This window comes from Thalassotalea euphylliae (assembly GCF_042682785.1).
Lineage (GTDB): Bacteria > Pseudomonadota > Gammaproteobacteria > Enterobacterales > Alteromonadaceae > Thalassotalea_F > Thalassotalea_F euphylliae.
The window spans coordinates 15,272-36,474 of record NZ_JBHUIB010000003.1 but is presented as its reverse complement, the minus strand read 5'-3'; the positions used below and the strand labels follow the sequence as shown (position 1 = coordinate 36,474).

Here is a 21,203-nt window from a genome sequence, read left to right as displayed (position 1 = left end):
GAAAAATTTGTCGTGAGAAAACTTTCTACGACAATCTAAAATACGTGATAAAAAACACATCAATTATTGAGGTTTTATGTCTAGACACCTATTTACCTCTGAATCTGTTTCAGAAGGTCACCCGGATAAAATTGCCGATCAAATTTCTGATGCGGTATTAGACGCAATTATAACCAAAGACAAGCACGCACGTGTTGCGTGTGAGACGATGGTTAAAACTGGTGTTGCCATTATCTCTGGCGAGATTTCAACATCAGCGTGGGTAGACTTAGAAAGTCTTACTCGTAAAGTGATCAGTGATATCGGCTACACGTCTTCAGACGTAGGTTTTGACGGCGAAACGTGTGGCATCATGAACCTAATTGGTCAACAGTCATCTGAAATTGCACAAGGTGTAGACCGTGCAAAACCAGAAGAACAGGGTGCTGGTGACCAAGGCTTGATGTTCGGTTACGCTACAAACGAAACTCCAACCTTCATGCCTGCACCACTTTACTACTCGCATTTATTAGTAGAGCGCCAAGCTGAGGTACGTAAATCTGGTGTGTTACCGTGGTTGCGTCCAGACGCTAAGTCGCAAGTTACCTTTGTATACGAAGACAACAAGCCTGTAGCTATTGATGCGGTGGTACTTTCAACTCAGCACAACCCTGATATTTCTCAGGAAATGCTTCACGATGCAGTGATGGAAAACATCATTAAGCACGTGCTACCTGAAGAGTTATTAACACCTGAAACCAAATACTTCATTAACCCAACAGGTAGCTTCGTTATTGGTGGCCCTGTGGGTGACTGTGGTTTAACAGGTCGCAAAATTATTGTTGATACATATGGCGGTATGGCTCGCCACGGCGGTGGTGCTTTCTCTGGTAAAGATCCATCAAAAGTAGACCGCAGTGCTGCTTACGCAGGTCGCTATGTTGCAAAAAACATTGTTGCTGCAGGCCTTGCTGATCGTTGTGAAATTCAAGTTTCTTACGCTATTGGTGTGGCAGAGCCAACTTCCATTACAGTAGAAACATTTGGTACTGGTAAAGTATCTGAAGAAAAGCTTGTTGATTTAGTTCGCGAGCATTTCGACTTACGTCCATACGGCATTACTAAGATGCTTGACCTTCTTCACCCAATGTACCAAGAAACAGCTGCATATGGTCACTTCGGTCGTGAACCTTATGAAAAAACGGTTGACGGTGAAACCTTCACTGCATTTAGTTGGGAAAAGACAGATAAAGCAGACGCGCTTAAAGCGGCTGCAGGTTTGTAGTCTTAAGCCTAGACATTAAAAGTTAATAAAAGGAGCTCAAACGAGCTCCTTTTTTATTTACGATGTTCAGCTACCCAGCTGAGTAACTGCTATTCATAACGCAAAGCTTTAATTGGGTTTTGACGTGCCACCCATGCAGCATTTCCACCAACTGTCGCCCAAGCAATCATTAGTGATAATAAACCTACCGCTATACAAATCGGAGCAATTAACCAGCTATCGATTCGGTAAGGAAAGTTTTGCAACCAACCTAACATAAAATAAGTCGCCACCGGCCATGCAATAACATTTGCGAACACCACCGGTTTTGAAAATTGCCACATGAGCAACTTAACGATATCTGACACGTTTGCTCCCATGACTTTACGGATGCCAATCTCTTTCGTTCGGCGTTCAACAGTAAATGCTGACAAACCATACAAACCAAGGCATGCGACAATAATGGCCAACACCGAGAATGCCAAGAATAAGCGCGCAGTCGTACGTTCATCCTGATACTGAGCAGCCATCATTTCTGACAAGAACTGCAAATTGATTGGATGCTGAGGTACATTTCGCTTCCACACTTGTTCCACTTTGCTGATTAAAGCAGGTACGTTGTCAGTATCGAAGGCAATATTGGCAACACGAAAACGATTCGGATTCAGCGTATATGCAGTAGCACGAATACCAAATTTGATTGATCTGAAATGAATGTCAGGTAACACACCAATCACCGTAAGATTGTGATGCCCCATTTTCAGTGTTTTCCCTAGTACATTCTCAGGGGTGTTAAATCCTAATTTTCGAGCAGCCATTTCGTTAATGATGACACTTGCTTGGCCCATTTCATCAGTGTTTTCAGCAACAGGTGTTAACATATCACTGCCAAAGCTTTCGTTAAAAACACGACCAGCAATAGGATTGATTTGATACGCCTCGAAGAAGCCATAATCCATGTTGTGATAATTTAACGAAACAGGCTCTACTTTGTTTCCGTTTTCATCAGTTTCTAACAAGGTAAACAGGTTATTGTTTTCATCATCTTGAGTTGGCGCTTCTGACGAATAAGTCACCGAGATCACTTCAGGTAAGTTGAGTAACTCTTGCTTTAAACTTTGTAAGTTTTCGCCAGCATTTCTGACATTTAGTATCAGTTTGTTATCACTTTGGTAGCCCACATCAGCATTTACCGAGTACATCGTCTGTGCATAAACAATGACAGTCGAGACTACAAGCACAATAGAGGCAGTGAACTGTGAAATGACTAATAGGCTACGTGTCTTTGCAGACTGACCAGATTCGCTGCTTTTACTGGCTTTTAGTATGTAACCAGGTAAAAAGCGAGATAAATAAAGGGCTGGATAAATACCCGCCAGAACACCAACTACCGTGGCAGTCATCGTTAACATTAGTAGAAGACTTGGTTCATCAAACAGCTGAAGTTGAAGGTCTTTACCAATCACTTGGCTATAAAGAGGGAGTACCAATTCTGTTGCCGCTAAAGCAAACAACAACGCGATAAAGACGATAACTATGGCTTCACTTAGAAACTGGAAAGCGACTTGTCTACGTGACGCACCGAGTACTTTTCGCATTGCGACTTCCTTTGCTCGCTTACTGGCTTTAGCTGTTGAAAGGTTCATAAAGTTAATACACGCAATAGCCAATACAATCAGTGCGACGACCACAAATGTCTGAATCATGCTTTCGTCCCCCATTGCCGTCATATCCCCTAAGTTACCAGCATCGTCCTTAGCGTTTAGGTGCAAATCGGTAAGTTTCATCACATTGAGGTTAAATACATCGGTAATTTTCATCCCGTTGTGATCACTTAGTAAACTTTTCCACATCCCCAAATAGGGGCTTTCATTGTTTAGCCAGTAATTCAAACGATCTTGAAACTGCTCACTATTCACTAGGGGATTGAGTTTAAAGTAGGTATACACATTCACACTTGTCCATGTGTCTAGCACATTGTTACCCGGCGGAAACAGCGCAGGCTGCAAGTAAAACAGCATATTAATGTTTAAATGCGTTTCATCGGGCAAATCTTGAACCACACCTGTGATCATGACATCAACCGGTCCTGTTGGGCCTACACAACAAACAGTCAAAGTTTCACCGATAACGTCAGTGCGACCAAAGTACTTGTTGGCAAGTTCCTCAGTAACCAATAAGTTCATTGGCTGGCTGAATGAATTTTCGCGATTACCGTGCACAAAAGGAAGTTGGAAAACATCTAAGAAACTGCCATCTGCCATGGTGATAGCTTCATCAAATACATCCTCTCCTTTTCGTACCGTCAGCGACCATTGAATCAGCCTCACTGCGGCTTCTACCTCATTCTTTGCATAGTCACGCACAGCTTCCATAACGCGACCAGGGGAACGCACGGTTAAAAATGGTTGCTGATTTGGCATAGTGTAAGCGGCATGAACCCGCACAACTCGATCACTCTCTGGTAGCCATTTGTCATAACCCGTTTCTGCTCGAACAAACAGCATGATCAAAATACAGCTCATTAAACCAACCGCCAAACCAAAAATGTTAATGGCAGAAAACACACCGTTTTTCACGATGTTTCGCCATGCGGTAATTAAATAATTCTTAAACATGATTGCCTCCTGCCTTATGCAGCGCGAACGTTTTCAGTTACCACATGACCATCGAACAAGTTGATCGTACGTTTAGCATAATCAGCATGTGCCGGGCTATGTGTCACCATCACAATGGTAGTGCCGCCTTCATTTAACGACTGCAACATTTCCATTACTTCTTGGCCGTGTGCGCTATCAAGGTTCCCTGTTGGCTCATCCGCCAGAATCATTTTTTGATCGCCCACTACAGCGCGCGCTACAGCAACACGTTGTTGTTGGCCACCTGACAATTGATTGGGCATATGCTTTGCACGGTGCGCAATGCCTACACGATCCATTACCTTTTCAACGCGCGCTTTGCGCTCTGCCGCGGGAATGTTATGGTACAACAACGCAAGCTCGATGTTTTCTTCTACCGTTAATTCGTCAATCAAGTTAAAGTTTTGGAAAATGAAACCAATATTCTTTTTACGAATTTGGGCGAGCTGCGCTTCTGAGTAATTAGATATATCTTCTTCATCAAACAAATATTGACCTGAAGTTGGCGAGTCCAGCATGCCAATGGTGTTCAGCAACGTAGACTTGCCGCAGCCCGAAGGTCCCATAATGGCAACAAACTCGCCGTGGGCAATTTCTATGTTTACGCCGTTAAGCGCCAATGTTTCAACGTCTTCCGTTTGATATACACGTGTTAAGTTATGTAGTTTTAGCATCGTTGTAATTCCTTTATTAAATTCTGTCTTGCGTTTCTTTTAGATAAATTTGCGTTGTATTTTTACTTGTCATGAAGTGTTAATCGCTGCATGTCTTGATAACTGGTATATGGGCTTGTAATTACACTTTCTCCTTCCTCTAGGCCATCAAGCACCTCGATAAATTGATTGTTACGACGACCTAAGCGCACATTGCGTTTTACTGCTTCGCTACCATCTGGAGTGACAACAAAAATCCAGTTACCACCGGTGTCTTGATAGAAAGCGCCATTAGGGATAAGCAGCGCAGAGCTTGCGTCACCAAGCGTTAGGCGTGTTTGAACCGTTTGCCCGCGACGAATACCGCTCGGCTGTTCGTTGATAAATTTGAAATCGACTTCAAACTGACCATTTTGAACGTGTGGATAAATCTTGCTGATTTCGAGCGCAAAATTGTCGAATGTTGCAGATTGGCCAATATCAACACGCCCTAGGTAAAACTCATCAATAAATGCCGTGACTTTATAATCATTTGGCGTATCAATCTGACCAAGGCGCTCGCCACGCCCAATGCTTTGACCAACTTCAACATTAAAGCCAGAAAGTTTGCCATCCACTGGCGCACGCACATTCATGTTGTCTAGGTTTTGGCGAGAAATAGCCAAATTGCTTTCTAAACGTTGACTGGTTTGTTTCAAAAACGTCAACTGCTCTTCTTGCATACGGGTATCAGATGCTTGGCTTTCGAGGGTCACTGTCAGCCTATTTTTGTACCAATCCAAGGTGTCACGCGTATCATCAAATTGAGATTGAGATACAGCACCACTCGCCACTAACTCCTCTTCTCGGGCAAGTTGTCGCGTTAGTAATTTGATTTGGTATTCAATATCTATCAAGTTACTTTTATGACGCAGCCTGTTTTGCTCTAAACTCAATTCAATAGAACGCATGTTGTTCAATTGCTCGGCTACTCTTGCCTCATTGCCTAACACGTTTAGCTGAAGCGATGCATTTGATAATTCAACGATTAAGTCGCCAGCTTTTAGTTCTGTGCCATCTTCCACCAATATCCGTTCGACACGTCCACCTTCAATAGCATCCAGAAAAACGGTTTTTGCTGGGGCAACGCGACCTCTAACTGGGATAAAATCTTCAAACGTTCCTGTTGTAACTTGAGACACAACAATACGCTCACTGTTTATTGCAAGCACTTTGCCCTGCCCTTGTTGGCTGATATTAAAAGCAAACCAAAGAACGGCGGCACCAACGAGAACAGCAGCTCCTTGCTTGTGCCACTTGGCTTTCTTCTTCTCAACTTTACGATCCATGCCTGCGCCAGTAACAGCAGTCGTCGGTTTTTCTTGAACGGCTTTAAGTGAATTAGTCATAGCAACCTGTCTTTGCTTGTCTTCAGCTATGCGCAACTGTTGCGCACGTTGTTAACACATCAGTTACAAAAACCAAGCCAAAACAATAAGCACTTGTTTTTATGGAATTATTTTGTTTTTTCTTAGTTCTCAACAATAAATTACTGTACGTATTCGAACACTAGGTGTACGTTAATGAACAGTTTTAAGGGAATGAGTGAAAAAAGTCGTGAAAGAAAACGCACATATTCTTATTGTTGATGACGATGAAGACATCTTGGTAGCAGGTAAGTTATTGCTGAAAAGAAAGTTCTCGCAAGTCGATATTTGTAACCGTCCCGAGCAATTACCTAAATTGCTTGAACAAAATGATTATGATGTTCTATTGCTTGATATGAACTTTGGACCAGGAGAAAGCTCTGGCGCGCAAGGCTTTCATTGGCTTAGCGAAGTAAAACGACTAAAACCAGAGGTTATTGTGGTAATGATAACTGCTCATGGTGGTGTTGATGTGGCTGTTGAGGCAATTAAAAAAGGCGCAACAGACTTTATTGCTAAACCCTGGCACAACGAGAAAGTCATCGCGACAGTATCGACCGCACTTGAGTTAAAACGCACGCGCCAAGAGTCGCAATCACTAAAAGTTGCCAATCAAGCACTGGTTCAAGCTACTGTATCAACTAATGACACTATTATTGGGCAATCTGCCGCTATGCAGCATGTTCACTCGCTAGTGAGCCGCGCAGCACCTACAGATGCCAACGTGTTAATATTGGGCGAGAATGGCACCGGTAAAGAACTTATCGCGAGAGATATTCATCAACAAAGTGCGCGCCGAGATCATGTGTTTCTCTCGGTTGATTTAGGTGCCATCTCTGAAACGTTATTTGAAAGTGAACTTTTCGGCCATAAGAAAGGTGCATTTACCGGAGCAAACCAAGATCGCATTGGTAAAATTAAAGCCGCTGAAGGCGGTACACTTTTCCTCGATGAAATTGGCAATTTACCGCTGCACCTGCAAGCAAAGTTGCTCACAGTGCTAGAACAGCGAAAAGTTACTCCGTTAGGCAGTAATACAGAAGAGCCTTTCAATGTTCGTATTGTCGCCGCAACCAATGTCGAAAAATCAAAACTGGCCGATGAAAACTATTTTAGGCAAGACTTACTGTTTAGACTTAACACGGTTGAAATTACCCTACCTGCATTACGTGAGCGTGGTCTTGATATCATTGATATTGCCAATCATTTCATTGGGGTTTACTGCAAAAAATATCAAAAACAAACATTAACCTTGGCTCAAAGCACCCAGCAAGCCATGTTAGCTTATGCTTGGCCTGGAAATATACGTGCATTAAGACATGCAGTAGAACGCGCGGTTATTTTGTCAGAGCACTCTGAACTCGCTGCAGATGACTTTCAACTGACCAACCACGCGCCGCAGCACAGTTCGACAGCGCCAGCGTTATCCCCTGAAGCAAAGCCAATACCGAGAGAAACAGGAATTGGCCAAGGTCAACTTCCTGATGAACTTAACTTAGAAGTCATTGAAAAAATGGCAATTGAACAAGCCTTACGCAAGCATAAATATAACATTAGCCACTCAGCCAAAGAGCTAGGCCTTACGCGCGCGGCACTTTACCGTAGGATGGAAAAACATGGGCTTTAAACGTTTCTCCTTACTCATTATTGGTCGTACGATATTTGCCATGCTTACAGCGATTTTGCTCGCTATTCTGATCAGCCAGCCCGGTTACCATATGGCCACTATATTGATGACATTAATTCTATTTGGGCAGTTATTTGAATTACTCAGCTTTGTTTCCAGAACCAACGCCGAACTTGTTCGCTTTTTTGATGCAGCTCGACATGCTGATTACTCACAGCGGTTTGATTTGAGTAAACTGGGCGCAGGCTTCGACGAGCTTGGTCAAGCGTTTGGTGACATTCTTCACCGTTTACAACTTGCTCGTACTCAGCAAGAGGAAACGCTTAGACATATTAAAGCCGTGGTTGAGCACGTGCCCGTCCCTCTCATTAGTATAAAGTCAGACGATAAATTAACGATTTGGAACAACAGCGCACGACGTTTGTTCGGTACCCACGCCGTGACAAAACTTACTGATCTAAATCATTTCCACCCAGATTTCGCCCAGCAGTTGCTCAGTTTAACACCCGGCGAGCGGTCTCTGATGACTATCACCATTGACGGTATTCAGCATCAGCTCAGTATTGCGGCCACCGAAATCATCGTTGCACAGCAAAAAGAGCTACTAATAAGCCTGCAAGACATTCAATCAGAACTCGACGCAGCACAGCTTCAAGCATGGCAAGATCTTGTCAGGGTACTAACACACGAAATCATGAACAGTATTACTCCCGTCGCTTCACTGGCCCAAACCGCTGTAGATTTAGTGGAAGATGTGTCAGAGCAGTTGGCGACTCAACCTGAACTTGTGGATGAACTTAGTGACGTTAAAGATGCAGTCAATACTGTTGCGCGCCGAAGTGATGGGTTAATGCAGTTTGTCACAAGCTATCGCCGTTTGACCCGACTGCCGCCGCCTAGAATACAACGCATAGATATTAACACGCTTTTTAGCGACGTTGAGCGACTTGCCTGCCATGGTTGGCATGAGACAAATATTCACTCTTCTTTTTCTGTAACCCCAAAATCACTAACCCTTGATGCGGATAAGGATATGGTCGAACAGGTACTAATTAACTTGCTGAAAAATGCCGAACATGCCGTAGAAAATAAACACAATGCAACAATCTCTGTTAGTGCGTCCATTAACGCTCGAGGGAGAGTGCTTATCGAGATAAATGATAACGGCTCAGGTATAGCCCCAGAGGTTGCGGAAAAAATATTTGTACCTTTTTTTACCACGAAGCGAGAAGGTTCAGGCGTTGGATTAGCGTTGACGAGACAAGTTATGTTAGCCCATGGAGGTTATGTGTCATTAAACACAGAAGTGGGGACAGGCAGCTCATTCAGCCTAGTATTTTAAGCATGAACTTAGCTAATCTTGTATCCTCACTTACTTATTAGACATAGTTCCGAAAGCAAACAACAGAAGCACGTATCTTGATAATTTCGCACTAATTATCAAACAAAAAAGGGGCTAAATGCCCCCCTTTTTATTTCTACTAAATTACCCTTGTTTTTACACCTGTCCAAGCACCTGTGCAGGCTGCACTTTACTCGCTTGATAGGCTGGGTAAATAGTTGCTAGTACGCTCATAATCAGCGCTATTGCTGTTGTTAGATAAACATCACTCATGTTCACGAACGTTGGTAAATAATCGACGAAATACACATCACCAGAGAGGAAGGTAACACCTAAAGCCTGTTCAATAGACGTGAAGATATCCGTCAGGTTATGCGCAATATAGCTACCAAGTAATGCGCCGCTCAGCGCTCCCAAAACGCCATTTGTCGTACCTTGTAGAATAAAGATAGTCATGATTTGACCATGACTTGCCCCCATTGTTTTTAGTATCGCAATATCGCCCTTTTTCTCGTTAACCACCATGATCAATGTGGAAACAATGTTAAAACTGGCAACCGCAATAACAAGCACCATAACGATAAACATCACCACACGCACCAGCTGAATGTCGTTAAATAAATGGCCTTGCGTATACGTCCAATCATAAATGTAGACATAGTGATCAAATTCATAAGCTAAAGCTCGGGCAATATCATTGGCCTGAAATACATCATTCACGTTAATACGAATACCTTGCACTTCATTGGCTTGATAGCCCAATTCTGCACCGAGCATTGATAACGGCAAATAAGCTAGCGTGTCATCGACCATACCACCAAATTTAAAAATACCACCTACTGTGGCGTTAATTCGTTGTGGCGCTTTAAATTTTTGACTGAAGTCTTGCTGCTTTTTCGGTACCAACAGTTGTACCGTGTCACCAACGGTGACGTTGAGTTTTTTCGCAACACCTGCACCTATCACAAGTTGATCTTGTGCTAATTGCTGCCAACTGCCCAACATCATGTAATCAGTAATATCGCTTACCGTTGTTTCCAACTGCACATCTACACCGCGCAATTCAACGGCTTTGAGCTGACCTTTAAACTGCACCATGCCATTGGCTTTGATGACAGGCGCTATTGCTTTTACTTGCGGATGTGAAAGTAGACGTTCTGATTTGGTTTCCCAGTTTTTAACTGGTTCATTAACGGCAATAAGCTCAGCATGGGGAATAATGGACAACAACTTGTCGGCTAGTGCTTTTTCAAAGCCATTCATGGCCGACAGCACTATAATTAGCACCATCACACCAAGCGCTATGCCTATTGTTGATGAAGCAGAGATAAACTTGGCAAAACCTTTACCACGCCTTGCGCGAATATAACGAAGACCAACAAAAAAACTAACCGGTTTAAACACTTACGCAACCCCTGACATCAGTGGTGCAAGCGCGCCGTGGTCAAGCCTTAGCTGTCTATCCATTTTCGCGGCTAACGATAAGTCGTGAGTAACTACAACAAAACTGATACCCAAGTCTTGATTCAGTTCAGTGATTAGCTGATAAATTTGCTGCGCCGTATCAAAATCTAAATTACCTGTTGGCTCATCAGCAAGCACCAACGCTGGCTTTGTCACTAAGGCGCGTGCAATTGCTACGCGCTGTCGTTCACCACCGGAAAGCTGTGCTGGGCGATGTTCAATACGATGTCCCAACCCTACTTTTTCTAGCATCTCTTTCGCGGCGTTTTTGGCAATATTGGGCGCATCTCCTCGGATTAATAACGGCATTGCCACATTTTCTAATGCGCTAAATTCCATCATGAGGTGGTGAAACTGGTAAATAAAACCTAAGTTTTCATTTCTAAAGCGTGCTCTTGCTTTGTCGTCTAATGAAAAAATATCCGTGCCTTGAATAAGTACTTGGCCACTGCTTGGTTCATCTAACGCGCCTGCTAAATGCAAAAACGTGCTTTTACCACAGCCTGAGCTACCCACAATAGCCAATAGCTCACCACGCTTTACTGACAAGCTTAGCGATTTCAAAACAGGCGTTTGCGTATCTCCTTCACCATACACTTTGGCAAGTTCAATACATTCTAAAACATCACTCATTTCTTAAAACCTCAGCTGGTAATGTGGTTGACGCGCGATAAGCGGGATAAAGGGTGGCAACAAAACTCATTACAAAAGCAGACACAACAATAACAACAACGTCTTGCCACTCCACCAAAATAGGCAGCACTTGCGTTGCATAACCTGCACCAAAAATATTAATACCTAAAAGGGCTAAAATAGGATTCAGCGTAAACGTCAATAACAGTCCAAGTGCGGTACCTAAAGTGACGCCCCATGCACCGTTTACCATGCCTTGTGTAATGAAGATGCCAATAACACTGGATTTATTCATGCCCATTGTTTGCAAAATACTGATCTCGCCTTGCTTGTCATTAACCACCATGACTAGCGCAGAAACGATATTAAATGCGGCTACGGCAACAATTAGGCTTAGCATCAGCCACATCATATTTTTTTCCATATTAACGGCTGAAAACAAAGTTCCTTGGCTTTCTTGCCATGTCTCAACTTGCCAATTCGGTCGTGTAGATTCAAGCCAGGCCATGAGCGCTTCAAGTTCAAAAGCGTCATGTAAGTAAACGCGAATAGCGGTTTGAGCACCTTTTTTTATGCGCATTAGTCGCTCAGCGTCTTGCTGATGGAGATACACCATACCGTCATCAATTTGTGAGCCTACGTTGAACACACCCGCTACGGTAAAAGTGCGTTGCATGGGAATACGTCCCATCGGGGTAAATAACGTTTTATTCGGCAATATTAAGCGTATTTTATCGCCCACTGACACTTCTAACTTGCGCGCAAGCGCCCTGCCGATTACCACACGATAGGCGCCCGCCTCAAGGTTCCCCAGCTCTCCAGACATCATATGATTAGCAACCAAAGAGTCCTGCTCATAGGCAAGGTTTAACCCTTGTACTAATACACCAGAGATATCCGCTGGTGACTGAACTAAGGCTTCAGCTTCAACAAATGGCGTTACCTTTCTTACGCTAGGTAAGGTCATTAGTTGCTCTCGCGCGCTATCGAAAGTATCACTTGAGTCAGTTTGAATGATGGCGTGTGGCACTAACCCCAGCACACGCTTTTTTAACTCGCCTTCGAAACCATTCATCACCGACACAACGGTGATCAATGAAGCAACGCCCAGTAGAATACCGACGATAGAGAAAAAGGTGATAAAGGAAATAAAACCTGATCGGCTACGACTTTGACTGTAACGGTAACCGATAAAGCATTGAACAGGTTGAAACATAAAGATATTAAATTTGCGAAAGCTTACGTTGTTCTTTTAATTGCGCCAAGCATAGCATGCTACCAACAGCGCCTCTACTTACATGCCGATGCCTGAATACTTGTACCTGAGTAATGATACCTAAGTACTGATACGTGATCACCAAGTAGGCCCGTCATCATAATTACATGCTATGTGGCTGAAAATCCAGACGCATATCTGACCTCGCCTTTAGGCGTTTGTTCCATAAAATGATTCACCGTGAAATACTCCGGAGGCACATCAGCTAAAGTCACATGCTCATCAACAGCAAAACCAAATTTTTGGTAATACGAAGGCTCACCCAGCACAACGCAGCCATGTGCACCAAGCGCTTTAAGTTGCGTAAGTCCCTCTGTTATTAGTGCTTTACCAATACCCTGCTGCTGATGTTCAGGCAACACCGCCACCGGGCCTAAACCAAAGTAGCGAACCACTTCATTGTCGACAGTAACCGGCGAAAACGCGACATGACCAACCACAACGCCGTCAAGTTCTGCCACCAAACTAATAATCAGGTCCCCATCGTCGCGCAGCTCATTAACAATAGCGGCTTCGGTTCCCTGTGAATATTGATCATCTTTAAATGCTTGAGTAATCAACGCAGAAATAGCATCGACATCTCTTTTAGATTCTGCTCTTACGATGAGATTTGACATAAAGCGCTCGTAATAAAGGTCTAAATATTGAATACTTATCAAATAATATTTTTATAGGCTAACACATGAGCGACGCGGACTTGCAAAGTAAATTGCAACAATTTGATGAATTCTTTTCTATAGAACACCAATTCAATATCAATATTCGACCGCTTGAAAAACATGAAGCTGTTTCTTACGACCATTTCGTAGCCAATATGCCTCTGCCATTTAAAATGGCAGCAGAAGTGATGACGGTTGACCAAGGTGCGCTTCGTTCCATACAAAGCTTAAGCGGTGTGGCTTCTCAGCTTGTCGACTATCTCAACCATCAATCACATAAACTCGACATGTTGGTCGGTTATATTCTCAGCCAACAAGATGAGCCCACTAATCGTTTTTTAGGCGTTCGTTTTGGCGGTGGCGGTGTTATATTTTTCAGTGAGCAGCCATTTGAACTGCAAAGCTTGCTAGAAATGAAGGTGTTTCTTCTCGAAGAAAATTGCGCCATTTACACAGCGGGTGAAGTGGTAGAAACAACGGAAGTAGAAGGTGGTTATCACCACAAAGTCGTCTTTAAGTATATCCGTGAAGAAGACCAAGAAGTGTTGGTAAGACACTCGTTACATCAACAATCTAAACAATTACAAGCACTCGCGCAGAAAAGGCGAGAAAAACAAGAGCAAGAGCAAAGCTCTGAGTAAGTTCAAGTGTCAAACAAGAATAAAAAAAGGAGCTAACAAGCTCCTTTTTTATTTTTAATGTTTAGTGCTGTATTACACGCATATTTTGTTCAGCGTGGTATCAACAGCCGCTGACGTAATTTTTTGCTGCTCTGCATGCTCAGCAACTGATGCTAAGCCCGATGTAATCTCACGACTTAAACCAACCACAGTCGACATGTTTTCATTGATAGAAGACGTAGACAAACGCTGCTCGTCGGTACCACTTGCAATTTGAGACGTTAAGTTGTCAACATCGGCAAACGCATCACCCACCTGGTCAAGCGCTTCAACAACCTGCTGAGAGTGCGACAAACTTTCTTGCGCCAATTCTTGACCGCGCGCTATTGCACTTACGGCATTGTTTGATTTTTCTTGAAGACCTTCAACCATCGACTGTATTTCAACTGTCGACTCTTGTGTACGGTGCGCTAGGGCACGCACTTCATCCGCTACAACCGCGAAGCCTCGACCTTGTTCGCCAGCACGCGCAGCCTCAATTGCTGCGTTAAGTGCCAGTAAGTTGGTTTGCTCGGCAATGCCACGAATAACATCAAGAACAGAGCCAATGCGAGAACACTCTTCCTGTAGCAAGGCTAAGTCATCCGCCATGCTATTTACTTCTTGAGTCACTGACTCAATGCTAATTTGACTGGTGTTTGAGCTAGACGTGCCTTGCGCTAAAATTTCCATCACGCGGCTAGTCGTTTCACTTACACGTTCTGCGCTTTCTGACAACACGCCTGATGTTTCGGCTACTTGCGTAATAGAGTCAGCCATTTGCTCTATTTGATTTGATGACTCATCAACAGCATTTACCGACTCGCCCATTTGCGACGCCAGCTGAGACGAACCTTGGCTCAACATTTCAGACTCTGCACGAATCTCTTCAATAACCTCGCCCAGTTGAGAAATAAAAGTTGATAGCTCGCTAGTAATTTCGCCTAACTCATCGTTACTGTCGTCTACTAACGGTTGTTCTGGTGCTTTGTCTGTACTTATCACTAACGCTAAGTAATCACGAAGCGCAGCTAAACGATTAGACAATTGTGATTGAATAAACGCAGCGCCGGCAGCAACCTGTGCTATCACCATCACCACTAGTAACCCAACCGTGCCAAAGCCCGATAATGAATCCCCCATAACCGCAGCAACAATGATAAAAATAAGACCAATGACCGCCACAGGCAGTAATAACTTTATGTTAAGTTTTTCTAGCATACCCACTATCCAACTCTCTTTATAATTTTCGTTATTTTAGACGAGCATTCAAAACTCGTGCTTATATGACATAAACGTATACCAAGTTACCTAGAATTCGGTTACTTTTCTATTAGATTTTCAAAATAAATATGTTTTTATTGGAGAAATTGTGGAGACAACACACATTATCATTCTCGCGATTGCATTGGGCATTATCGTCAGTGGAATACTGCTGTTAAAGCAGTCGGCAAAAAAGTTTAAGTTAACCGATGAGCAACTCAAGAAAATCAAAGAGCGTAACGAAGCGCTTGAGAAAGAGGACCAGGATTAGATAAACCTGATTCCTGTGAGTTAGCCAGCTAATATCGCTATCGACGAACACTACTGTTTGCAGAAAAAACTACGCTTAGGCGAGATTACCGGATATTACTGAGAATTCTCAGTAAATCCCCAAGGCACCAACATTAAAACGTGTAATGTATTGAAAAAATTAAATAAAAGCAGATGGTTACTATCGGATATTACTATGAAGTCTCAGTAATTCCCCTTTCCTTTCAAGAACGACCACAAAACCCATTTATAACGAATTGAATTATTTACTATTTCTGGTAGTTTAGCGGGATAATCGTGGGCGGATATTACTGAGACGTCTACATAATATACTGTTATATGTACAGGACGTTATGAGTGAACTTGATGAAAAGTTAAACAACCTAGTTTGGTCAGATAGCACGATTTCCAATTACTCACATGACTTAGCTGAAAACAGTTTTCTGTTAGAGTTGAAAGATTATCTATTTTCTCAGATAAAAATTAGCTTTCTTGACGTAGATTACTCTTTTATCGATGACCCTGTTTATATCAGCGATGCAAAGTTTAAATTCGAAGACAATCTTTATGTCATTGAGCTTTTAGATGACGATGGCATCGTTTTAAAGCTAAAGTATTTAAACTGTGAAGTAAGGTACATATAACAAGCCAATTAAGTGCGGGACTGCTAAAGCTTGGCTCAGTTCCGCTTCGCTACACAGTTTAGCCAAGCATTTATCAGCCCCTTATTGGGGCGTTATACGTAAAGGCATACTATGAAGCTATTTTTCATCTCCATAGTATCAGTGTTGTCCTTTACGTCTTTTGCAGATAATTATTGTGAGGTTTTTTGGCTGATGATCACGCTAGAAAAATTGCACACAACTATTTAAATGGGTTAGAAAGTCCAAAGTATATGTCATGGAAATCAATTTCTACTGTTTCAAAAGGCTGTAGCTGGTACGTGACATTTAAACTTCAGGAAAGTTCTAAACCCGCGTATATCGATGTAGTTGTAGATAAGAAAACTAAAAAGGCTCGTTTACTACGTTCAAAGTGAATACGTATAACAAGCTGTTTAAGCACGGGACTGCTAAAGTTTGGCTCGGTTTCGCTTCGCTACACATTTTAGCCAAACATTATCAGCCCCTTAACAGGGCGTTATATTTCACAAGCATGATTAGTCTATTTCGGAAAGTTAGGATAATAAAATCGCAATTATTGGCAGAAGACGCAATCGACCGCTTATTGTCCCTAGACAATAAGTTTGTGAACGATACCAAATTTATTGAAGTGAAAAGTAAAGGAACACGAACATTCGGTATTAGTTTCAATAAAAATATCGCTTACCCTCAATTTAACTATTCAATTGCAAAAGAAATTTGGATAGAAAGTGTCGGAAACCAAAGTAAGCTTCATATAAAAACTCGACCATTAATTTATATTTGGGCACTTCCTATCTTAATGTTACCAATGTTTCCTAGTGCTATTCATTCATATGGTTTTAGTTCACTTTTGATTTTTATAGTACCAATAGCGTTATTTGAGGTTTTATTTTTTTATAAGTCATCAACAGAAAATAGATTGTTAGATCAATATATCGATAAAGTGTTGAAGTGAAATATAACAAGCCGCTGAAGTGCGGGACTGCTAACAGCTTGCTCGGTTCCGCTCCGCTACACAATTTTAGCAAGCTATTATCAGCCCCATAGCGGGGCGTTAGCTAGCTCAAAGGAAATGTGGAAATTTTGAAGCATTATATAAAATTCGCATCAAATTATGCTCTCAGGATGGGAGGTGCTTTATTCATAGCAACTATGTCTATCGCAATATTTGGTAGCTTAATCAAAGGTTCTGAAGATCCCATTTCAGTCTTAATTCAAAGATTGGTTATTGCCTCAGTTGCTATATTTGCAATATTTTATACTGGTGCTTTTGTATATGGGCTATTCAAATATCATAATGAATCCCCATTTATGGATAAAGACGCAAGCTAACAAGCTGTTTAAGTGCGGGACTGTTAAAGCTTAGCTCAGTTCCGCTTCGCTACACAGTTTAGCCAAGCGTTTATCAGCCCCTTATTGGGGCGTTAGGTGTATCACTGAATATCGATGCTGAAATCACTATTTTTATCTTTAGCACTCAGAGAAATTGATAAAGGCGAATCACGCTCTTATACAGCTATCTCTTCTGTAACGACATTATCTTTTTTCTTGCTACTTAATCTTTGGTCGGTTTTATTAATAGGTGAAATTTTCTTAGGAAGTGTATTTGCTGAAATAAATAACTTTCTATTTAGCCCAAAACACTACATTGTAAGTGCAGTTATTTTATATTTTATCGTTGCGGTAACTGTCCATTATCGTTATAAAAACCTAGATTTGGTGTCATTGTCAAAACAGCACCAAGCCAGTATAGGTAAATTCGTTATCTATGGTGCATTTAGCGGTATTATTTTTATCTGTATGTTGTTTTGGCATATATAGATACACCTAACAAGCCAATTAAGCTCGGGACTGCTAAAGCTTGGCTCAGTTTCGCTCCGCTACACAGTTTAGCCAAGCATTATCAGCCCCTTATTGGGGCGTTATATTTTACGAGAGTCTAGTTTGAACATACGCCTACTTATATTTAGTCTCTTAATTGCATTTCCCACGATTGCAGGTGATGTAAATCACTCCCGTGTTCAACAAATAAATAGCCAATTGAAATATGAAGGTTATTTTATTGAAGCTACAACGATGGGCGTTATGTTAGTTTCGGACAATGACAAATTCACCTTGATGCTAGATAACGAAAACGCAATTTGGTTTGATGATTCTTTCGAACTTTCAACATCGCAAAAGAAACTCTTACTCCCCAAATTGTTAAAACTGTTTGAGTCGGTTGAGAACAAAGAAGGCAAAGCTGTTTTAGCTAGCTTGATCAAAGCGAGTATGTAAAATATAACAAGCCAATTAAGCGCGGGACTGCTAAAGCTTGGCTCGGTTCCGCTCCGCTACACAGTTTAGCCAAGCATTTACCAGCCCCTTATTGGGGCGTTATATGTAAAAGGTCATGATGAAACACGAGCTTTGGTCAAACGCTGAGGAACTTGATACTTTTTGTTTTGCTGGTGAACTTGGCAGCGAAGCTAGAAGAGATATGGAGCCAGATTCAAAACTAGTGTGGACCTGTGAGGCTAGCTCTCACTTCGAAGCAATGACCAAATACTATGAGTTTAGAGGTTGGGGAAAGTATTCATCAGACTCTCCCGAAGAAGATAAAAAGACATACAAAGAATTAGGGTGGGAGTAAGAGCATTTACATTTAACAAGTACACGCGCTGGATTCGTTACACTGTGCTCCAACCACCGCTAGCGTAAGCGTTAACTAAATAATAACCTTTTATTCACCAAGCTAAGTTCTATACACGGTTTTAATCAGGTGAAAACCAAATTTGGTTTTTACCGGCCCATGCACTTCATACAATGCTTTTTTAAATACCACATTGTCAAAAGGTTTCACCATTTGGCCTTTGCGAAACTCGCCTAAGTCGCCCCCTTTTTTGCCCGACGGACATATTGAGTGCTTCTTTGCTAATTTTGCAAAGTCAGCCCCTTTTGAGAGTTGCTGCTTAAGCTTTTCCGCCAATGCTTTGTCTTTTACTAAAATATGATGTGCACACGCGCTAGCCATGTTTGCCTCTTCCCTTTTATTCTTCTGCACCGTCTAAAATAGACGCAAACTTATTTAACTTATCTAACGCTAAGCCGTGAATAGACTTACGTGGATAACGCCCTGTTTTGTTGATAGTACCCGCCGACGTCGACATTAAAATTTCAATGGCTTGGTCAATGCATTCAACCGCGTAAATATGGAAATTACCCGCGTTAACTGCATCAATAACATCTTGCTCTAGCATCAAGTTGATGACATTGGTTTTAGGGATAATAACACCCTGCTTGCCCGTTAGCCCCTTGTCCTTACACAGTCGGTAAAAGCCTTCAATTTTTTCATTAACACCACCAACAGACTGCACCTCACCGTGCTGGTTAATAGAGCCCGTAATGGCAATGCTTTGATCAATAGGCAATTTAGTGATGGCTGAGATAAGTGCACATAGCTCTGCCATTGACGCACTATCACCGTCGATATGGCCGTACGACTGCTCAATCGCAATATTGGCTGAAATAGATACCGGGAAGTCTTGTCCGTATTTATGGCCTAAATAACCTGTTAGTAGCAGTACACCTTTTGAGTGAATAGACTTCCCTAAATCTACCTCTCGTTCGATATCAGTAACACCATTACTGCCAGCATAAACAGTGGCTGTTATGCGCGCTGGCGTACCAAACACACTGTCGCCAATTTCAAGTACCGTCAGCCCGTTGACTTTACCGACATAACTGCCGTCAGTGCTAATAAGCACTTGGCGTTCTTTTATTTCACTTAACCACGTTTCACTTAAACGCCCTGTTCTGCGTTGTTTTGCAGCAAGTGCTAACTTGACAAATTCAGCCGTTAATTTGCTTTCTAAGCTTTGTTTACGCCACCAGTACACTGACTCATCGAGTAGGTCATTCACTTGCACGATGTTGGCCGATATTTTGTGTTGATGTTCCGCGCGGCGCAGCGCGTAGCGCACTAGCTCAAGCACAGCTTCATCTAACACTTCAGGGTAATTATATTGCGCTGCGCGGCGGCGAATTAAATTTGCGTATGCTTTTAGGCTGCCATGGTCATTGTCGATATGGCGATCAAAGTCGGCCAGCACGCGGAATAGCTCGGTAAATTCTTGGTCATACTCTTGCAGCATGTAGTACACATCAGAGCCCCCCAGCAGAATAACTTTCACATTCAGTGGAATTTTCTCGGGCTGTAAACTGTAGCTAGAGCCTTGCCCCAGTTCTGCATATGGGTTGTCGATAGCGAGGCGTTGGGTTTTTAGTGCTAGTTTTAATCGATTCCAAACCAATGGCTGTTGCATTAGTTTGTCAGCATCTAAAATTAGGTAACCTCCGTTTGCTTTGTGCAGTGCACCAGCGCGAATTAAACGATAGCTAGTGTACGTTGCCCCTTGGAAACTTGAGACATCAATGTGACCAAAAAGGTTAGCAAACGTTGGGTTTTGCTCATAAACAACAGGAGCCCCCTCACCTAGCTTACGTTCAACAAGTAGGTTCGGTAAAAACTGTTCCACCAATAATTTGCGGTTGTCTTTGTCATTGGTGTTTTCGTTGCTTTCGTCCACCAATATTTCAAGCACCGTATCAACAACATGGTTTTTCAGCTTCGACAGATACTTAAGAACACCTAAGTTGCTGGCAAATTCATGCTCCATTTCTTTGATAAGCGGGCGAATAGATTGCTCAGCGGTTTCATTTTTCAGCTTACGCAGTTTATCAGACGACTCGCGCTTCCAAAGCGGAAGCTCTAACAACTGTTCAGACAGTAGCGTTTCAAGTGCCTCTAATAGCTCATAGAATTCTTTTCGTTTGTCTTCTGGTAAACTGGCAAACTCTTTGTCGCCAAGAGGCTTACCGTCAACAAGCGGTGAAAAGCCAACTTCCCCTTTTTCTTCATAAAGCAGCACACTGTGATTGAGTGCGGTTTGTTCAACAGTGTCAATTGCCTCGTCGTATTTTTGATTGAACTCGCGATCAATAGCTGCCTTCTGGCGCTGATATCCTGGGTTATCAAAAATTTCCGGGAATAGTGCTAACAACTCATCAATAAATGTATTGATACGCGTAAGTAACTGCTTACCATCACCTGGGCTGACATATAGCTTGTATGGGTTGTGGTTATCATCAAAGTTGTTGATGTAACACCATTCTGGCGGTGTATCTTGCTCAGCTGCGAGCTCAGTTAACATCTGCTTAATGAGGGTTTGTCGGCCTGTGCCGTGTTCACCCATTGCAAACACATTAAAGCCTATGGCATCCATCGATAGGCCAAACTCTAGTGCTTCTTTTGCACGGTCATGACCAATAAACGGTTGGCGCTCAATGGCTTCTTCCGAAGACACCGAAAACATTGACTCAGTTAATGTCGCAGAAAGTTGAGATGGTTTTAAGAGGCAAGTAACTGCAGCTGTACTCATTAAGA

20 protein-coding genes are annotated in these 21,203 nt (G+C 42.5%); 10 read left to right on the top strand and 10 right to left on the bottom strand.

Annotated elements, in window-relative coordinates; all coding sequences use genetic code 11:
- Positions 1–76 precede the first annotated feature (76 nt).
- The gene (metK, locus tag ACFSJY_RS07325; protein WP_386032795.1) at positions 77–1,264 is read left to right on the top strand and encodes a methionine adenosyltransferase; all 1,188 of its coding nucleotides are present in this window, start codon (positions 77–79) and stop codon (positions 1,262–1,264) included.
- Between the two features lie 89 nt (positions 1,265–1,353).
- Here the strand turns inward: metK and ACFSJY_RS07320 are convergent, their stop codons facing one another.
- The 3 genes from ACFSJY_RS07320 to ACFSJY_RS07310 form a co-directional block, all read right to left on the bottom strand.
- A complete protein-coding gene (locus ACFSJY_RS07320) occupies positions 1,354–3,861 on the bottom strand; it encodes an ABC transporter permease (RefSeq protein WP_386032793.1) in 2,508 nt (835 codons plus the stop codon).
- A 14-nt stretch (positions 3,862–3,875) separates the two neighbouring features.
- The gene (locus ACFSJY_RS07315) at positions 3,876–4,556 is read right to left on the bottom strand and encodes an ABC transporter ATP-binding protein (RefSeq protein ID WP_386032790.1); all 681 of its coding nucleotides are present in this window, start codon (positions 4,554–4,556) and stop codon (positions 3,876–3,878) included.
- A 62-nt stretch (positions 4,557–4,618) separates the two neighbouring features.
- Positions 4,619–5,923 (bottom strand): efflux RND transporter periplasmic adaptor subunit, encoded by a 1,305-nt coding sequence (locus ACFSJY_RS07310; RefSeq protein ID WP_386032788.1) that lies wholly within the window; start codon positions 5,921–5,923, stop codon positions 4,619–4,621.
- A gap of 196 nt (positions 5,924–6,119) precedes the next feature.
- Here ACFSJY_RS07310 and ACFSJY_RS07305 point away from each other — a divergent pair, with 196 nt between their 5' ends.
- The gene (locus ACFSJY_RS07305; RefSeq protein WP_386032786.1) at positions 6,120–7,568 is read left to right on the top strand and encodes a sigma-54-dependent transcriptional regulator; all 1,449 of its coding nucleotides are present in this window, start codon (positions 6,120–6,122) and stop codon (positions 7,566–7,568) included.
- Positions 7,558–8,910, top strand: a complete 1,353-nt coding sequence (locus tag ACFSJY_RS07300; protein ID WP_386032784.1) for a sensor histidine kinase — start codon at positions 7,558–7,560, stop codon at positions 8,908–8,910. Before ACFSJY_RS07305 ends, ACFSJY_RS07300 begins: the two co-directional genes overlap by 11 nt.
- 156 nt (positions 8,911–9,066) lie before the next feature.
- Here ACFSJY_RS07300 and lolE read toward each other — a convergent pair whose 3' ends face one another.
- The 4 genes from lolE to ACFSJY_RS07280 form a co-directional block, all read right to left on the bottom strand.
- Positions 9,067–10,314: a lipoprotein-releasing ABC transporter permease subunit LolE gene (gene lolE, locus ACFSJY_RS07295; RefSeq protein WP_386032782.1), complete on the bottom strand. Its 1,248-nt coding sequence runs from the start codon at positions 10,312–10,314 to the stop codon at positions 9,067–9,069.
- Positions 10,315–11,007, bottom strand: coding sequence for a lipoprotein-releasing ABC transporter ATP-binding protein LolD (gene lolD / locus ACFSJY_RS07290; RefSeq protein WP_386032780.1), 693 nt, complete (start codon positions 11,005–11,007; stop codon positions 10,315–10,317). It abuts the gene before it with no gap.
- Positions 11,000–12,223 carry a lipoprotein-releasing ABC transporter permease subunit gene (locus tag ACFSJY_RS07285; protein WP_386032778.1) on the bottom strand — a complete coding sequence of 408 codons (1,224 nt, stop codon included), beginning with the start codon at positions 12,221–12,223 and terminating at the stop codon, positions 11,000–11,002. Before ACFSJY_RS07285 ends, lolD begins: the two co-directional genes overlap by 8 nt.
- Before the next feature lie 170 nt (positions 12,224–12,393).
- Positions 12,394–12,900 (bottom strand): GNAT family N-acetyltransferase, encoded by a 507-nt coding sequence (locus ACFSJY_RS07280; RefSeq protein ID WP_386032776.1) that lies wholly within the window; start codon positions 12,898–12,900, stop codon positions 12,394–12,396.
- A gap of 65 nt (positions 12,901–12,965) precedes the next feature.
- On the opposite strand from ACFSJY_RS07280, the gene ACFSJY_RS07275 reads away from it, so the two are divergent.
- Entirely contained in the window at positions 12,966–13,583 is a 618-nt protein-coding gene (locus tag ACFSJY_RS07275; protein ID WP_386032774.1) for a PilZ domain-containing protein, read from the top strand.
- A gap of 72 nt (positions 13,584–13,655) precedes the next feature.
- On the opposite strand, the gene ACFSJY_RS07270 is transcribed toward ACFSJY_RS07275, so the two are convergent.
- Positions 13,656–14,822 carry a methyl-accepting chemotaxis protein gene (locus tag ACFSJY_RS07270; RefSeq protein ID WP_386032772.1) on the bottom strand — a complete coding sequence of 389 codons (1,167 nt, stop codon included), beginning with the start codon at positions 14,820–14,822 and terminating at the stop codon, positions 13,656–13,658.
- A 151-nt stretch (positions 14,823–14,973) separates the two neighbouring features.
- Here ACFSJY_RS07270 and ACFSJY_RS07265 point away from each other — a divergent pair, with 151 nt between their 5' ends.
- From ACFSJY_RS07265 to ACFSJY_RS07240, 6 genes are all read left to right on the top strand, one after another.
- A complete protein-coding gene (locus tag ACFSJY_RS07265) occupies positions 14,974–15,135 on the top strand; it encodes a DUF2897 family protein (RefSeq protein WP_386032770.1) in 162 nt (53 codons plus the stop codon).
- 352 nt (positions 15,136–15,487) lie between these two features.
- Positions 15,488–15,778 carry a hypothetical protein gene (locus ACFSJY_RS07260; RefSeq protein WP_386032768.1) on the top strand — a complete coding sequence of 97 codons (291 nt, stop codon included), beginning with the start codon at positions 15,488–15,490 and terminating at the stop codon, positions 15,776–15,778.
- A gap of 556 nt (positions 15,779–16,334) precedes the next feature.
- Positions 16,335–16,733, top strand: coding sequence for a hypothetical protein (locus tag ACFSJY_RS07255; protein WP_386032766.1), 399 nt, complete (start codon positions 16,335–16,337; stop codon positions 16,731–16,733).
- Between the two features lie 491 nt (positions 16,734–17,224).
- Complete coding sequence (locus ACFSJY_RS07250) at positions 17,225–17,599, top strand: hypothetical protein (RefSeq protein WP_386032765.1); 375 nt, start codon at positions 17,225–17,227, stop codon at positions 17,597–17,599.
- Positions 17,600–17,722: 123 nt separating this feature from the next.
- Complete coding sequence (locus ACFSJY_RS07245) at positions 17,723–18,055, top strand: hypothetical protein (RefSeq protein ID WP_386032763.1); 333 nt, start codon at positions 17,723–17,725, stop codon at positions 18,053–18,055.
- Between the two features lie 115 nt (positions 18,056–18,170).
- Positions 18,171–18,410 carry a hypothetical protein gene (locus ACFSJY_RS07240; protein WP_386032761.1) on the top strand — a complete coding sequence of 80 codons (240 nt, stop codon included), beginning with the start codon at positions 18,171–18,173 and terminating at the stop codon, positions 18,408–18,410.
- Between the two features lie 102 nt (positions 18,411–18,512).
- Here the strand turns inward: ACFSJY_RS07240 and ACFSJY_RS07235 are convergent, their stop codons facing one another.
- Positions 18,513–18,791 (bottom strand): peptidylprolyl isomerase, encoded by a 279-nt coding sequence (locus tag ACFSJY_RS07235; RefSeq protein ID WP_386032759.1) that lies wholly within the window; start codon positions 18,789–18,791, stop codon positions 18,513–18,515.
- Between the two features lie 16 nt (positions 18,792–18,807).
- A complete protein-coding gene (locus tag ACFSJY_RS07230; RefSeq protein WP_386032757.1) occupies positions 18,808–21,198 on the bottom strand; it encodes a Lon protease family protein in 2,391 nt (796 codons plus the stop codon).
- Positions 21,199–21,203 lie beyond the last annotated feature (5 nt).